This is a genomic window from Methylocaldum sp. (assembly GCF_035627495.1).
In the GTDB taxonomy this organism is placed as follows: Bacteria; Pseudomonadota; Gammaproteobacteria; order Methylococcales; family Methylococcaceae; genus Methylocaldum.
Genome location: NZ_DASPLO010000137.1, coordinates 1 through 15,432 on the forward strand (window position 1 = coordinate 1; position 15,432 = coordinate 15,432).

Here is a 15,432-nt window from a genome sequence, read left to right on the forward strand (position 1 = left end):
TTTGTACACCTTAACCTGTTGAATCGAGAATAGGATTTCTAATGGTGTCCATTAGACCACGGCTTCCCCGGCCGCCCCAAACCGCCGATTCGTCAGGGGCCTCCCAGGTTCCTCCGGGCTAATGGATAATCTGGGTTTAAGGCAAAACGGAGGACGCTATTTCCCGGCGGAATTTCCCGGTTATCGATTCACGCGGATAGTAATCAGATATGGCAGGAATACTGCTTGACTGATGATGAGGTGATGCTGATGCCTCGCCAAAGCCAGATTAATAGGGTTTCTGCTGGCTCGAATAACGCAGCTTTTGCAGATCCCAAACCTTAGCACTGTCCCAACCTATGGTTACCGCCCTGCCCTGCGTGGAGCAAGCGATCTGCTCGACGGGACCCTCGTGCGCGAGAACGCTCCCCAGCGTCTTGGCTTCCGCCGGATCCCAGAGGTATAGGTTGCCTCTTTTAGTGCCCACCGCAATCCAGCCTTTGCGAGGTTCACGGCAGAAGGCGGCAATCTCGCTGTCATGTTCTCCTAAAGTTGCGACAAGGGTACCTGACCGAGTGTCCCAGACTTCGAGTACAGGCCCCTCGTGAAAGGCCACCAAGAAACCGTCCTGGCTTAATCCCAAAAGGGACCGTTCGGTTTTAAGCTCCGCTTGTTTGACTATCTCCATGGAGGCTGCATCCCAAAACCACAGTTCCCGGCCTGAGGCGGTAACTAGCAGCGGTTTGCCGTCGTCCCTCCGGACGAATGCCAAAGCACTCGACCCTTCATGCGTGGCGCGCAGGAATTTCCCGCTTGCCGGTTCCCAGATGCCGGTTGGCCCGTGGGCGATCCAGCCTATGGATGTGCCGTCCGACGAGAACGCAACGGACTTCACGTCATACCCTTCAACGGCATAGTCGGCTAGAAGTTCTCCGGTTTTTTGGTCCCATAGCAGGAGGTAGCCTCCCTCGTTTCCCGACATGCCACCCGCTATCCGGAGGCCATCCGGGGAATACGCCAAAGTTTCCAAATAGCGTCCGCCCCGGGTCTGAAAGTCGTTTTCATCGCGAGTCACTCGTTGTCCCGTGGTCGAATCCCACAAATCCAGACCTGTTCCCGCTGCCGCCAAAATCTCGCGTCCGTCCGGCGAAAAAACGGGAAGAGCGATCCCCGCGCGGGTAGGCAAATGCGTCCGTACAAGCCGGGCGACCAATCCCCGATGGCGCTGAAGCTGGTCCAGCGCTTTCTCGGCCTCCTGCTCGCGTGGACACGAGTGGCAATTCCGCAAATAGTCCAGATATCCCTCGATAGTATTCTGCGCCTTAACCTGCTTCCAAGACTCGCGTTGATCGCCTTCACCGCCCCTGTAACGATTGAGACCGATCAGTATCAACGCTCCAAAAGCGAGCACGAATACCCCGATAAGCAGTTTCTGGATAAAAGACAAAAGCGCATTCATGATTGGAACATGATTCCTGAGCGTTTCGACGTAACAAAATACCGATACAAGCCGATTGTTCGAATAACCCTACGAGTATTGGGGTTCATGAGTTGAAATGCTAGCGAAACGTTTATGCGAACCGCAAGCCCATTCCATCGGCGTATGGTGATGTTGCGGCAGGAAAAACGCAATCGGATCGATGGCTTGAGTTCGCCATATGTCCTATCTTTCCCATTCGAAGAGAATATCCGCGCCGCTCTGCTCACCGGTCTCCGACTGAAGCCTCCAGTGCTCGTTGAGTTTATAGCGCAGCCTGAACATGTTGCTCGACTGAAATAACCCGAAACCGTACTGCAAATAAAGTCGCGGCGTAAGGTATTTTCCCAGAAATAGCGATGCACCTTCGGTACCTCTTGGGGTTGCGACTCCGATGTCATCGAATACGCTACCCAATCCGAATCGACTGCCGATTTGTCTGGCAAGCAAGCTCCCGGCAGCCCCGCCCAGGGAAGACGCAGCATCCCTCAGCCGATTTCCTTCCTCGCGCGAGGCGAAATCCATAGGTTTCCCGGCTATCAGGTACGCGAGGATATCGGCCTCGGGCAACGGCGGCCGGGAATACAAAGTGGCGTTGGGTTTCTTTAGAGAACCGAGCACCCGAAGACCAGCCAACACCTCGTCCACCCTGCGCGTTACGTTAATATCCAATCCGGGATTGTCGACCGGGGTATTACTGAAGATCAAACGTCCTTCGTCTATGGCTAAGTCGACCCCGTAGAAGGAATACCTGCCGTCGTGAACGGCGATTTGTCCGGTTCCGCGAGCCTCATCGTTCGGCTCCTGTACGATTCTCACCATACCATCGAATCTGCCTTGGAAACCCGCAGCCCTTACTTCAATCTTTTGGCCGAGACTGACTTCCACATCGCTATGAATTTCGAAGGCGCTTTCCTGGCCGCCCGTTTCGCCGTTGACCAGCACGACATCTTCGGACGGGGTGACGGCCCCCTCCTTCTTGGGCACGTGAATCGACGCCTCCGGAATCTCCACCCGTCCCTGCGCGTTGATCCGTCGCCGCTCCGTCGTGATCCTGAGATCCGGTGACACGAAGACCTTTGCTTCCGGCGTATCGACGGCGAGAAATCGCGTTCCCTCCAGATTTGACGTAAGGGGCCAGCCTGCTGCATCGTCCAGCCGCCACAGACCGTCCAGCCTTATCGATCCACCTCCCGACATCGCGCGCCCTTCAAGCCGGATCTGTTGTTGTTCTACAGAGTTCGCCTGAAGCATCACGTGCTCGACGCCGATACCCAGTTGAGGCACACGAAAACCGGCATCCGGCACGGCGGCCCGCAGATCGATAAGAGGAGCGTTCGCAGTGCCGCCGAGTCCCACGTCCGCGCTGAGCGAGCCGTTCAACCCCTCGATTTGTTCGAGCCAAGGTTCGAGCACCGCCAGCGTCTCCAAATCGGCCGTCAGACGCCCCGAAATAGGCATATCTTCGAGATCCATTAACCGGAATGGTCCCCGGCTTTCCAAAGCGCCTTGAATGCTGACGAGTCCGGTCTGTCGCATGCTGACCTCCAAGGCCAATATTTGGCCGGAAAGATTGGCATTCACGGAGGCCGTTTCGGGCCTTATTCGAACCCTCTTCGACTCGTCGACGGCAACTTCGAACGCAGCACCTTCCGCATCGAGCTCCAAAGCGCCTTGATCTATTAGAGTGTCTTTACCACGGAACGTAGCACTGCCGTTCAGCACGCCGGAGATCGGTATGCGTTTCGGCAAAAATCTCTCGAACACGGCCAATGGGAAACTGGACAACCGACTCGAAACGCGCCATTCGCTGGATTCGGCGATACTTCCTTCAAGACACCAGCGTGCATCCTGATGAGTTAGACAGATTTCGTCGATCTCGCTGCGGGCTTTTGCGAGCTCCAAACCGGCAGGCTCGCGCAGCGTCCAGGAGCCCGTCAGTGGTTCCTCAAGATCGAAACGATTCAGACGGCCGCTCCAGACATTTCCGCGCAACCCGCCCGCCGTGTCGAACGCAAGCGCATAGGGCGGGCTATCGATCCGGCCGCTCAAACGGTGTCTTTCCCGGCTGCCGCGACCGGAAAGATCGATGTCGATGCTATAGGCCTCGAACCGAGCATCATTCGCTTGAAGGTCGAAAACTAGCGGCGATTCGGGCTCAGCGCCGGCTTTAAGCGTCAAGCCCAGATCCCGCACGGCGTAGTCCCGGAATTTCAAGCCGACGGCATTAAGCTCCGCTTCGATGGCGGGCAAGGTCTGAGTTCCCTTCAATATTCCATTGCTGCTCAAGCTTCCTTTGGCGCCCGGCAGCCAGATACCCAAATCGCCGGATTTTAGCGTCCAACGAAGATCCAACTGCGGCCCCCAAGTGCCGTCAACCGCCAGTGCGGTGGTCGCGTTGTTCACCCGGAGATTCCGGAAAACGATGGCCTCGGCCGGGAAGCCGATGTTCCCCGCGGCCTGAACCCGCTGCTCCTTTATGCGCCCGTCGAGTTCGACCCGGACATCCGAGCGATTCCCGGTAACGGTCAACCGTCCTTCGGGGCTGCGCCATTCGCTTTCTGCTTGTGGCGGCCAGACCAGATTTTTCCATCGGGCTTCCAATGCGATTTCCGGTACTTTTTGAATATCGCTGACCTGCCCTGAAACAGCGAGCTCTGTTTCGGTTTTGGGAAGCGTCAGGGTAAGCGTATCGATCGTAAGTTCACCAGGATCTCGATACCTTAGGCCCAAGTTTCCTCGAGCTTCGCCGACGTCCGGCAGAGTCATTCCGAAATCTCCGGAAACCTTTGCTTCGCGGCTGGTGCCGCTGCCCTTCAACTGCGCGGAGAACGGCCATGCCTTCCAGCCCGGATCGATCCGGTTCAACGGAAATTCGGGAAGATCGACTTCGGCGCTCCAATCGATGGAGTCTTTGCGGATTAAAACGTCGGCCGCCACGTCAGCCGGCGTCGGGGCCGTAATTCGTTGAACGATCGCAATCCGGTTCAGGTCTCCCGTTATCGTCCCGGTTCCGCTGATTTCCGGACGGTCCTGCAAATTCAGGCTCCACGCACTATCGAAATCGATAGGCTGTTCTTCGTGCGGAGCAATCCTTCCGGTAAGCGTTGCGCTGACTTCGGGAGTTTTCAGATCCAGCCGCTCGACAATCATAAGGCCTTCCAGAATTTTCAGATTCGCATCGATTCGTTCCAAACGTACCGGCTCCGCCGCTTCGGACGATCGCCAAGCCGCGTCCCGAACCTGTAAGTCTTCGATTGCCACATCAAGCGGCAGGCGTAAATCGGGCCACTTAGGAGGTTCCGGCGCCGCCGGCGCATCACCGGTTTGCACAATGCGGACATCCCTTAAGCGAACCGTGCCGAAGTGCAAGGCTCCATGCAGCAAGGCCCTCGGCCGCCATTCGATCTCGATCTCTCGCAGGTCTATGCTCCGTCCCGCATCCCGGTAACTCAGATCGTGTAGCGAAAATCCGCCCAACACCGAACCCGCCGCGTGTCCGACCTTCAAGTTGTCGAACCCGCGCTCTGCCCCGCGAACGAGCCAGACTAGGCCGGCTTCGGTGGCCAATAGCATGTAGCCGCCGGCAGCAATGACAAGAAAGACGGCCAATACCGCCGCCATGGCACGCTTCATAAATCGGGTCCCAGAATCAGATGCACCTGAAATGAGTCCTCCGATCTCGACAGAGGAACGGCGAAATCGAGCCGCACCGGACCTATGGGCGAGCGCCAGCGGCCTCCCAAGCCAACGCCGTGACTGAACGGCTCGTCGAAATCGTTGGCGGCCCGTCCGACGTCGTAAAAAGCGGCCACGCCCCAAGGCCCGAACAGCGTCCGCTCGTACTCGATGCTGGCGACGGTCAAGTAGCGTCCGCCGATGCGATCTCCATCTGCATTTCTCGCACTGATCTCGTTTAGGCGATAGCCTCGCACCGACTTATCTCCGCCTGCATAGAAACGTTGAGTGAGCGGCAGATCGTCGAATTCGCTGGTCGCGATATAGCCGAGCTGAGCGCGCGCGATCAGCCGATTACGCTCCCCCAGGCTGTAGATGCCCTTGGCATTCAGCCGCAGCATGAAAAACGAGACATCGGACAGCAAGTCTTCCCAGGCTCCATTCCCGATCAAATCGACACGCGCCCCCCGATCGGGATTCAGCACGTCGTCGGATTCCAGCCAGGTGTAGCCCAAGCCGGGAATCAGCAAGGTTGCCGTTTGCGGGCCTGCTCCGACGTTGAAACGCTCGCGCTGCAAATCGAGCGACAGAAATTCCCGCAGACCCCAACGGTCCGTCGAATGCCTGATTCCGATGCGTGCGACTTCGGCCGTACCGGCCAGGGTATCCTCGGTGCCGATTTGTGCGGCGAAGCCGAGTTGATCCTTTTCCGGATGCTTCAAGGGAATGGCGTATAGCGCGTCCAACTCGGTGCGGATGAGCGACAGCCGGAGATTGGCGTAGAAACTGTGGCCGTGCCGATTCAAATAACGATTGCGATAGCCCAGGATTAGGCGCGGCCCGGTGTCGGTGCCATATCCCGCGCCGGCCTGAAACCGGTTTCTCGGTTGCATAGCCAAAGTCACCGAGATCGGCACCTCCCGCTCTACCGCCTTCTCAGGCTGCGGGACGACATCGGCGCTGGAGAAAAAGCTGCTGTCGAGCAGGTTTTTCTGAAGCCTTATCAAAGACGCGGCACGAAAGGGCTCGCCGGGCCGGAACTTCAAGAAACGATGGAGAAGCCCCGGCTTGAGCGGGGTTTCCGAGAACGACACCTCGCCGAAGCGGTAACGCTTGCCCGTATCGAAATGCAGATGGATTTCGGCTCGGTAATCCGCCAGATGCACCAAAATCTCTTCGCGGGTAAAACGGGCATCGAAGAACCCGAATTCGGCAGCCACTTCGGAGAACGCATCCTTGCCCTTCTCGTAACGGGTATGATCGAGGACGTCGCCCTGCTTAAGCGGGAAGCGCGCGACCAGCGCCGTGAGTTCGGGCAGATCCAAACCTTCGCCCATCAAGCGCACATCCACTTCGCTCAGCTTGATGGGGGTGCCCGGATCGATTCGGTAGACCGCCACCCAGCCCGGTCCCTCGCGGGTCAACGCCGCATCGATTTTCGGACGGTAGTATCCGAAAGGCTCCAGCGCTTTTCGGATCTCCTCCGGAGCACGCTCGTGAGCGATGAGAATCCTGTGCGAATCGGCCGTGCTTTCCATTCTGGCGATGGTCAGCAGGGCACGGACATTCCTTTCGAGCCTCTCATCGAGCCCTTCAATTCTGACCGTGACCTGTTCGGCGCCCCATGCAGACGCTAACCATAGCAAACAGCCGAGCAATAACAACCTCCGCACTCATGTTCCCCTAGCCCGCATTGCGCCGGATAAGTCGCGACGCAGATTGTCTAATGATCGCAGAGGCTACAGATACGGAAAAGCGAAGGAGCGACAATCATGGGACTTTTCGATTTTGCAAAGGACATCGGACACCGGCTCTTCAGCGAGGAAGGTCAGGCCGCTCGAAAAATAGAAGAGCACATCAACGACAACAATCCCGGCATCAAGAACCTGAAGGTGGATTACCGGGATTCCATCGCCTATCTTTCCGGCGAGGCCGACTCGGCGGAAGCATTGCAGAAAGCGGCGCTGATGGCCGGCAACATCAAGGGCGTCGAGGCGGTAAAGGTGGAGGGCGTTAAGCTGCCTGCGGGCGTATCGAGCCCGCAGGCCGTAGAGACATTCGGCAATATGCAGTATTACACCATTCAAGCTGGCGACACCCTGTCGAAAATCGCGCAGCAGTTCTACAAGGACCCCAACAAGTATTCGAAGATTTTCGAAGCGAACCGGGAAGTCATCAAGGATCCTGATTTGATTTTTCCGGGCCAAAAAATACGGATTCCGACTGAGCACTAGGGAGTTGGCCGCCAATAACACCCCGTTCTCCTCGAAAACGATTGTAGGGTGGGTTAGGCGCGCATTGCACGGAACCGGCAAAGTTCCTGTAGTGTTTCCACGCGCCATAACCCACCGGTTCCGCGGCCTTGCCTGGTGGGTTACAGCGCGCGGAGAGTCCTACGGTCACGGCATGGTTCGTGGCCGTGCGCGCCTAACCCACCCTACACCAGACACGCGAATCGGAACGTTGTTTTCGGCCAAACCCTAAGGCTTAGACCAATAGCGTCAATCGTTCCACCCGCTGAAACCCTTTGGGCAGCGGATTTCCGCGGCGCGCGCGCGTTCCCTGATAATTAACGAGATCCTTGGCGCTCAAATTCAAGCTCCGTTTTCCGCAGTGGACCTTTAGGCCGGCGGCGGGCGGCAACGCGATCATAGCTATCACGTAATCCTGGCGCGCGGCCAAGTCTGCCGGCTGAATCTGAATCAGCTTGTTGCCCTTGCCCTTGTTGAGGACCGGGATTTCATTGACCGGGAACACCAGCAAACGGCCCTGGGCGGTTGCGATCGCGATAACATCGGACTGTGGTTGTCCGACCGGCACCGGATTCAGCACCCAGGCATGCTCCGGCACCGTCAGCATAGATTTGCCCGCGCGGTTCTTGGTGTGAAGCTCCTTGAGCTGGGTGACGAACCCGTAGCCGCTGTCCGTCGCGAACAGATACCAGTCGTCGTCGGCGCCTGCGAGCACCGCCTTGAACAGCGCGCCCGGCGGCGGGTTGAGCCGCCCGGTCAGAGGCTCCCCCTGAGAACGGGCCGAGGGAAACTCATGGGCCGGTACGGCATAGCTCCGGCCCGTGGAATCGAGAAAATAGGCCGACTGATTGCTGCGCCCCAATGCGGCGGAGAGAAAGCTGTCGCCGGAACGGAACGCCAGCGTGGTCGGGTCGATCTCGTGCCCTTTGGCGGCACGAATCCAGCCTTTTTCCGAAAGGATGAGCGTAACCGGCTCGCTACCGATCACCGCGGTAATATCCAGAGCCTGGGACGCTTGACGGGCAACGATGGGCGAGCGGCGCGCATCGCCGTGCTTTTCGGCATCCTGTTTCAGCTCTGCCTTGATAAGGCTATTCAGCTTTTGCCGTGATCCGAGCGTAGCTTCGAGACTAGCCCTCTCTTTTTCCAGCTCGTCCTGTTCGCCGCGGATCTTGATTTCCTCGAGCTTGGCCAAGTGGCGCAGCTTCAATTCGAGGATGGCTTCGGCCTGGGCATCGCTCAGCCCGAAGCGCGCCATCAATACGGACTTCGGCTCGTCCTCGTGACGGATGATCGCGATCACCTCGTCGATATTGAGGTAGGCGATCAGCAAGCCTTCGAGGATGTGCAGGCGCGCGATGACCTTGTCCAACCGGTACTGAAGCCGCCGGCGCACGGTTTCGGTGCGGTAGCTCAGCCATTCGAGCAGGATTTCCTGGAGGTTCTTGACCTGCGGCTTGCCGTTCAACCCGATCATGTTGAGATTGACCCGGTAGGTTCTCTCCAGATCGGTGGTCGCGAACAAATGCGACATCAGCTGGTCCGCATCGATACGGCGGCCGCGCGACATGATGACCAAGCGGGTCGGATTCTCGTGATCGGATTCGTCGCGGAGATCTTCCACCATCGGGAGCTTCTTCGCCTGCATTTGTCCGGCGATCTGCTCCATAATGGCGTTTCCGGACACCTGATGGGGCAAAGCGGTAACGACAATGTTTCCGTCCTCCAGCTCCCAGCGGGCCCGCAGGCGGACCGAACCGTTTCCGGTCTGGTACATGCGGACGATATCCTGGCGCGGCGTGATGATTTCGGCCTCGGTCGTGAAATCCGGGCCCTTGATCGAATCGCACAGCTCCTCGACGCTAAGCCGCGGATCATCCAACAATCGAATACAGGCGCCGACGACCTCGCGCAGATTGTGCGGCGGAATATCCGTCGCCATGCCCACCGCGATGCCGGTCGAGCCGTTCAACAACACGTTCGGCAAGCGTGCCGGCAGCAAGGCCGGTTCATCGAGCGTGCCGTCGAAGTTCGGCGCCCAATCGACCGTGCCCTGCTCCAGTTCGGACAACAGGGTCTGCGCATAAGGCGTCAGGCGCGCCTCGGTGTAGCGCATGGCCGCGAAGGACTTGGGATCGTCCGGCGAGCCCCAGTTCCCCTGTCCGTCGATCAGCGGGTAACGATAGGAAAACGGCTGGGCCATCAGCACCATGGCCTCGTAACAGGCCGAATCTCCGTGGGGATGGTACTTACCCAATACATCACCGACGGTACGGGCGGATTTCTTGTATTTGGCCTGAGCCGACAAACCCAGCTCGGACATGGCGTAGACGATGCGTCTTTGCACCGGTTTGAGGCCATCGGCGATGTTGGGTAAGGCTCGGTCGAGAATGACGTACATGGAGTAGTCCAGGTACGCCTTCTCGGTGAAATCTTTGAGCGGGATGCGTTCGTGGGAAACGGAATTCACGGGCTTTTTGGTCGGGAAATGAGCGATTGATAAAGAGGTGAGTTTGGGCGGCTGCATCTCCGCCACTAGGTTAACTATACATTTTATGTCTTTTCAGGACGGCCTGCCTCATCGCAATTGGGAACACTCATGTTTCGTGCTGACCTTCAAACCATGGCGGCGCCGAATCTTGTAAGATTGCGTCTTTAAAAAGCCACCGCGCACTCATGCAAAGACTCACTCTGACCTGCCCCGACGACTGGCATTTGCACCTCCGAGACGGCGCCGCCATGCGCGACGTGCTGCCGGACAGTGCGCGGGAATTCGCCCGGGCCGTCATCATGCCCAATCTCAAGCCGCCGGTTACGACCGTGGCGGATGCCCTCGCCTATCGCCACCGCATACTGGCCACTTTATCCGCCGAACTTGAATTCGACCCGCTGATGACGCTCTATCTGACCGAGGGAACCTCGCCCGACGAGATTCGGCGGGTAGCCGAGGAGCCCAAGGTCGTCGCGCTGAAACTTTATCCCGCCGGCGCGACCACCCATTCCGAGGCGGGAGTTGCGACTCTGGAAAAGAGCTATCCGGTGCTCGACGCGATGGAACGGCATGGCGTGCCCCTGTTGGTCCATGGCGAAGTGACGGACTCCGAGATCGACATCTTCGACCGGGAAAAAGCCTTCATCGACAGACATCTGACAGCCCTTGCGGATCGTTTCCCAGCGCTCCGCATCGTTCTGGAACACGTCACCACACGGGACGGCGTTCAGTTTGTACGGGACAGCGGACCGAACATCGCGGCTACCATCACCGCCCATCATCTGCTTTATAATCGCAACGCGCTGCTGGCCGGAGGCGTACGTCCTCATTTTTACTGCTTGCCGGTACTGAAACGCGAAACTCATCGCCTGGCCCTGGTCGAGGCGGCAACACGCGGCAGCCCCAAGTTCTTCCTGGGAACCGACAGTGCGCCTCACGCGCGAAGCCAAAAAGAGTCGGCCTGCGGCTGCGCCGGCTGTTATACCGCCCATGCGGCGCTTGAACTTTATGCGATGGTTTTCGAGGCCGGCGGCGCACTGGATAAGCTGGAGGCCTTTGCCAGCTTCAACGGCCCCGACTTCTACCGTTTGCCGCGTAACCGCGGGAAAATCGTTCTCGAAAAAAGCGAGTGGACGGTTCCGGAAAACCTGGCGTTCGGCGACGACACCCTGGTGCCGATGAAGGCGGGCGAGGCCATTAGCTGGCGCGTCATCGACCGGTTGTGACCTTAGAGGAGAACGTCGCGCAGTCGGGCTACGCATTGCCGGCTCAAGACAGGCCAAGGATGGAATTTGGAACTCCCATCAATAGGTGATTCGTGTCCGGTCGCAAGCTGACCTCCAAAGAGAACTCTCCGATGCTCCCGGCTTCGCCCCCCGGTTCCTCCGTGACGGTGCCGCGCAATGCGCTCGACTCCGCTCAAGGTGAACGGTCACCGGAAACGCCTGCCTCACCCCCTACCGCAACGGCCACCCCCAAGAAAAGGCAAACCAAAAGCGCGGCCAAACCCAAAAAGAAGCGAACGCGGGCCAAAAAAGGCGCAGCAAAAGCCGGGCGGCTGACGCCATGGCAATGGACCGCCGTTATCGGAACTGAAATCCTGGCTTTGGCGGCATCGGCCCTCATCGGAATCATCGCGGTGCTGGGACGCTCCGCGGGTTGGTTTGCCGGGACTGGCTTATGGTCCAATCTGCTTCCCTTCGCCGGCATGGTTCTCGCCGTTGGGATCACGAATGCCGTACTGTTGCGGCTATGGCTAGGCATGCGCGCCAAGCTGGTGCTCAAAGGCATGGTTCTGCCCGCCGTCTTGGCGGTTTTCGTCGCCATCGGGGCAGGCTGGTTCGCCGTCCAAGACGAGTTCGGCCGCGATCTCGGCAATCTCCGCACCCTGGTTGGCGGCATGCAGGAGGCCGAGCGGACTACGATCGCGCATCAGGTGTTCGCAGCTTATCGGCGTTCCGATTTGACGCAGATGCAGCGCATGATCGAGCGCGCCCAAATCTATCTGCCGACGATCCACGAAGCCGCGAAAGCCTTTGATGTCGATCCTGAGATCATGGTTGGCGTCGGCGCAACGGAATCGTCGTTCTATCCGCGGGACAGCAAAGACGGCGGCCGTGGACTTTTCCAAATCACCGCTCCGCCGAAGTCCGCCATCGGTGTTGTCAAGAAGCATCTGGATGCCGACAGCCTGGATATGCTCAACCAGCGCCACAATACGTTCGTGGCGGCGGCAACACTGCATAATTACCTGGCGGAGATGCGTGGGGACCTGTTCCTCGGTCTTCTCGCCTACAATATCGGGCCGGCCAACGGCGGTTTGCGTTCAATCATGACGCAATACGGCGCCCGCGATTTCGTGACGATTCAGCCTTATTTGCAAAACCTTCCCCGCGATTACCCGATCCGGGTTTTAACGGCCGCGCTGGCTTATCGGTTGTGGCACACCGAAGGACGGCTTCCGCGCTACGAGGAAGGCAGAAACGCCATGCACATCCAAAGCGTCGGCATACCGGGCTTGAACCAAGTGTTTTCGCCGGAAAAACGCGCCGGCAAGGACAACGCGGCGTGACGAATGCCGAACCGGGAAGTCGATCTTTTTCGCTCTAAGGCTGAATCCGCGAGCTCATTTGTGCAAGAGCTTTAGCCCCGTAATGCCCAGAACGATCAACAGGATGCACGCCACTCGCGCGAGGTCCCTGGGCTCGTTAAACAGCGCCATGCCGAGAATTGCCGTCCCCGCGGCGCCTATTCCCGTCCAAACGGCATAACCGGTACCTACCGGTATGGTTCTCAATGCCCAGGACAGAAAAACAAAACTGATTATCATGCCGGCAGCCACCCATAAACTCGGCCACAAGCGCGTAAAACCCTCGGTGAATTTCAATCCCACCGCCCAGGCCACCTCAAATAGCCCGGCGACGAATAAGTATGTCCAGCCCATGATCGAAGGAATTTGACTAAAACGTAGCGAGAGAACAACTCGATTCGAATATGACGAGATTACTGGATTTCCCTGCTTGATTTTCTTTCGATACTTGATTTTCAGTCTGTCTTTGTAGGTCTCGAACAATTAGAACCCACAGGTGATCTTCAGCGATTCCATGCCCTCGAACAGGCCGAGTTTGCCGTTCCCAAGGTCCGGGATTCGTTCGCCGGCATTTAGCGTCGAAGAGTGGTCTCGAAAGTTCTCCTTCTCGTAAGTGACGACCCTGGCCTTGGAGCCGATAATCGCGCTGTCGAACCCTCCCCAGAAATCGCCCAAGGGGACTTTTATCGACGGCATTTCGATTGGGCCGACCAAGGTGATCCGGTCGCCTTCGAAGTTAACGCTGTCGTAAAAACGCACCCAACAACCATCGCCTAAACCATCGTTATCGAATTCAACCGGAACGAGTATCAATACCGGCGTACGCCGACGGGCACTCGTATTCCTAGTTTTTTCCGAGTTTTCGACCTTGCGCTTCGCGGAGGCTTCTTTGGTTTCCGTATTTTGCGCCAAAGCCAGATCGCTAGAACTTAGCAATACCGTCGCCGAGATCGAGCCAGCGAGAACGACCTTCATCAATTCCATCGATTTCATGAGACACCTCCTATGCCCGAGAGACCAAGGTCTATTCGAGCCCTTTAATTGAACGACTCGGAACACTTGTTGTTGTTCCCGGCATGCACGATCAGGCTCGGAAGAGCGAAATAACCGATTGTTCGTCGACTGTGGTTCGGTTGTTTGAAAGCTGCTTGATGAGCAAGGCTGTTAAAGTACGGAGACTTACGTATGTTTAATTGGGAAACGGTGAGCTTAAATAGAGCCACCTAAGGTTATCTTGGGTCCGGAACACGGACACTCCGGTAGGACGACATTGTGGCGAATGGAATTAAGGATGTCGCCTCGGAACAGGACGTTCCCAAACGCAACTAGGATGTTGCGTATGGAGTTGGAACGTTCCAATGGATTCGGGACGCTCCTTATCTCGGGCCAGGATGCTCGACACGGAAATGGAATACTCCGCATGTAACTGGACTGATCCGAATTTCGCTGGGATGTACAATTGGGAACAGGGAAGTTCCGTTTTTCTTCTTCCCTTCGTTTTATACGCTCGCGCATCCCGCTACACGGCAAACAAAGCCGCCGAATGCCGTTCCCGTGAATGGCCATCTCGTTTCGTCGATCTCGCGCACTCGTTATCCCCATCGGCTAAAGGTTGCCAATGACGTGTTCCGACACGCCGATCCTGCCGGTCGAAAGCCTTCGTGGACTTTTAGAGCTTTGAGTTTTCCGCAACACATCCTGTGCAAAATATCCTTGGTCGTTCATCAGTCAAAGGAGTCAATCGCATGATGAGAAGAAGACAATTTCTTGCCTTGGCCGCAGCCGTCACGATAGTTGGCTGCGCCGGTTCGAAAACCCGTGAAAGCACCGGCGAATATCTCGACGACGCGTCTATCACCACAAAGGTAAAAACCGCTCTACTGCGTGACGAAGTCGTCAAAGGGCTCGACATCCAGGTCGAAACCTTCAAAGGCACGGTGCAACTGAGCGGATTCGCCAATACGGCCGGGGAAAAACAGCGTGCCGAGGCGGTTGCCCAAGATGTCGCCGGCGTAAGAGCTGTCAAAAACGACATCCGCGTGAAGAAATAACGGCCGCTAGCTTAACAACCGACAGATCGATCTATATTCCTGCGTAGTAGTCGTGACGCTAATCCGGTGTTAGATCTGCCGGGATAGCTCATCGGCTTTATCAGTCATACGCATCCAACCATCCGGTCGATGCTCGAAATATTCCGCGGCAGACGGAACGAATCGTGCATTTTCGGATTGCCAGGTGTAGCGTTCCAAACCAACCTTCGGATGATCGATGCGGAGCACGTTAAAAGCGTTATTTTCCTTGCGTCTACGCACAGAAAGCGCAGTTCCGGCACTAATCACGAGCGCCTTGTACCCGGCGATTCGGTAGCGCTCGCCGGTATGCCCGGAATGACTGACATGCAGATGACCAGCTAAAAACATATCGATGCCGCAACTCGCGAGTGCTTCCATGGCGATGCGGGCCCGGCCGACCAAACTCCCCTCGCGGTAGCCTTCAGGCAAATCGAAAGGATGATGGGTAACCACGATTTTGGTTACCGCGTCGGAATAATCGCGCAAGCGTTCTCGAATACAGCCGAGTTGCCTTTGATTGACCCGGCCATTCTTGATGGTCAGCGAGCGCGCCGTATTAACGCCGACCACGGCTATTTGGTCATCGCCATAGAATGGTTCGACGTTCTCGCTGATGTAGCGGCGGTATTTCACGAGCGGGAGAAAAAAACGCGCCAGCGGATTGTAGAGCGGTACGTCGTGGTTACCGGGCACTACGATCTGCGGCTTTGGCAGAGCATCGAGAAATCGGCGCGCCTCGATAAATTGGGCTGTTCGCGCCCGTTGGGTTAGATCACCCGAGACCGCCACCAGATCGGGCCGTACTTCCCAAACAGCCTCGATCAGCGGATCGACAAGGGAATGATCGACGCGACCGAAATGAAGGTCCGAGAGATGGACAATGAGGCGCATGC

General features: G+C 57.5%; 11 protein-coding genes. 4 read left to right on the forward strand and 7 right to left on the reverse strand.

Going from position 1 to position 15,432, the window contains the following annotated elements:
- Window positions 1–268: 268 nt before the first annotated feature.
- The 3 genes from VEB01_RS10760 to VEB01_RS10770 form a co-directional block, all read right to left on the reverse strand.
- Entirely contained in the window at window positions 269–1,438 is a 1,170-nt protein-coding gene (locus VEB01_RS10760; protein ID WP_324875297.1) for a WD40 repeat domain-containing protein, read from the reverse strand.
- 204 nt (window positions 1,439–1,642) lie between these two features.
- Window positions 1,643–5,092, reverse strand: a complete 3,450-nt coding sequence (locus tag VEB01_RS10765; protein ID WP_324875299.1) for a translocation/assembly module TamB domain-containing protein — start codon at window positions 5,090–5,092, stop codon at window positions 1,643–1,645.
- Window positions 5,089–6,807 (reverse strand): autotransporter assembly complex protein TamA, encoded by a 1,719-nt coding sequence (locus VEB01_RS10770; RefSeq protein ID WP_324875301.1) that lies wholly within the window; start codon window positions 6,805–6,807, stop codon window positions 5,089–5,091. The genes VEB01_RS10765 and VEB01_RS10770 overlap by 4 nt, the downstream gene beginning before the upstream one ends.
- A 99-nt stretch (window positions 6,808–6,906) precedes the next feature.
- Between VEB01_RS10770 and lysM the strand changes: the two genes are divergently transcribed.
- Window positions 6,907–7,368 (forward strand): peptidoglycan-binding protein LysM, encoded by a 462-nt coding sequence (gene lysM / locus VEB01_RS10775; RefSeq protein WP_324875303.1) that lies wholly within the window; start codon window positions 6,907–6,909, stop codon window positions 7,366–7,368.
- A gap of 253 nt (window positions 7,369–7,621) precedes the next feature.
- Here lysM and parC read toward each other — a convergent pair whose 3' ends face one another.
- Window positions 7,622–9,856, reverse strand: a complete 2,235-nt coding sequence (gene parC, locus VEB01_RS10780; RefSeq protein WP_324875305.1) for a DNA topoisomerase IV subunit A — start codon at window positions 9,854–9,856, stop codon at window positions 7,622–7,624.
- A 206-nt stretch (window positions 9,857–10,062) separates the two neighbouring features.
- On the opposite strand from parC, the gene pyrC reads away from it, so the two are divergent.
- Window positions 10,063–11,103 carry a dihydroorotase gene (pyrC, locus tag VEB01_RS10785; protein ID WP_324875307.1) on the forward strand — a complete coding sequence of 347 codons (1,041 nt, stop codon included), beginning with the start codon at window positions 10,063–10,065 and terminating at the stop codon, window positions 11,101–11,103.
- Between the two features lie 131 nt (window positions 11,104–11,234).
- Window positions 11,235–12,449, forward strand: coding sequence for a transglycosylase SLT domain-containing protein (locus VEB01_RS10790; RefSeq protein ID WP_324875309.1), 1,215 nt, complete (start codon window positions 11,235–11,237; stop codon window positions 12,447–12,449).
- A 54-nt stretch (window positions 12,450–12,503) separates the two neighbouring features.
- Here the strand turns inward: VEB01_RS10790 and VEB01_RS10795 are convergent, their stop codons facing one another.
- Together VEB01_RS10795 and VEB01_RS10800 are read right to left on the reverse strand one after the other, a co-directional pair.
- Window positions 12,504–12,821 (reverse strand): DMT family transporter, encoded by a 318-nt coding sequence (locus VEB01_RS10795; protein ID WP_324875311.1) that lies wholly within the window; start codon window positions 12,819–12,821, stop codon window positions 12,504–12,506.
- A 129-nt stretch (window positions 12,822–12,950) separates the two neighbouring features.
- The gene (locus VEB01_RS10800; RefSeq protein WP_324875313.1) at window positions 12,951–13,460 is read right to left on the reverse strand and encodes a beta/gamma crystallin domain-containing protein; all 510 of its coding nucleotides are present in this window, start codon (window positions 13,458–13,460) and stop codon (window positions 12,951–12,953) included.
- Window positions 13,461–14,212: 752 nt separating this feature from the next.
- Between VEB01_RS10800 and VEB01_RS10805 the strand changes: the two genes are divergently transcribed.
- Window positions 14,213–14,518 (forward strand): BON domain-containing protein, encoded by a 306-nt coding sequence (locus tag VEB01_RS10805; protein ID WP_324875315.1) that lies wholly within the window; start codon window positions 14,213–14,215, stop codon window positions 14,516–14,518.
- Between the two features lie 69 nt (window positions 14,519–14,587).
- On the opposite strand, the gene VEB01_RS10810 is transcribed toward VEB01_RS10805, so the two are convergent.
- The gene (locus VEB01_RS10810; RefSeq protein WP_324875317.1) at window positions 14,588–15,430 is read right to left on the reverse strand and encodes a metallophosphoesterase family protein; all 843 of its coding nucleotides are present in this window, start codon (window positions 15,428–15,430) and stop codon (window positions 14,588–14,590) included.
- Window positions 15,431–15,432 lie beyond the last annotated feature (2 nt).

Excerpts from the sequence above, each read along its gene's own strand:
- VEB01_RS10800 (WP_324875313.1), bottom strand. The coding sequence starts at position 13,460 with ATGAAATCGATGGAATTGATGAAGGTCGTTCTCGCTGGCTCGATCTCG.
- VEB01_RS10765 (WP_324875299.1), bottom strand. The coding sequence starts at position 5,092 with ATGAAGCGTGCCATGGCGGCGGTATTGGCCGTCTTTCTTGTCATTGCT.
- VEB01_RS10760 (WP_324875297.1), bottom strand. The coding sequence starts at position 1,438 with ATGAATGCGCTTTTGTCTTTTATCCAGAAACTGCTTATCGGGGTATTC.
- VEB01_RS10810 (WP_324875317.1), bottom strand. The coding sequence starts at position 15,430 with ATGCGCCTCATTGTCCATCTCTCGGACCTTCATTTCGGTCGCGTCGAT.
- lysM (WP_324875303.1), top strand. The coding sequence starts at position 6,907 with ATGGGACTTTTCGATTTTGCAAAGGACATCGGACACCGGCTCTTCAGC.
- VEB01_RS10805 (WP_324875315.1), top strand. The coding sequence starts at position 14,213 with ATGATGAGAAGAAGACAATTTCTTGCCTTGGCCGCAGCCGTCACGATA.
- pyrC (WP_324875307.1), top strand. The coding sequence starts at position 10,063 with ATGCAAAGACTCACTCTGACCTGCCCCGACGACTGGCATTTGCACCTC.
- VEB01_RS10790 (WP_324875309.1), top strand. The coding sequence starts at position 11,235 with ATGCTCCCGGCTTCGCCCCCCGGTTCCTCCGTGACGGTGCCGCGCAAT.
- VEB01_RS10795 (WP_324875311.1), bottom strand. The coding sequence starts at position 12,821 with ATGGGCTGGACATACTTATTCGTCGCCGGGCTATTTGAGGTGGCCTGG.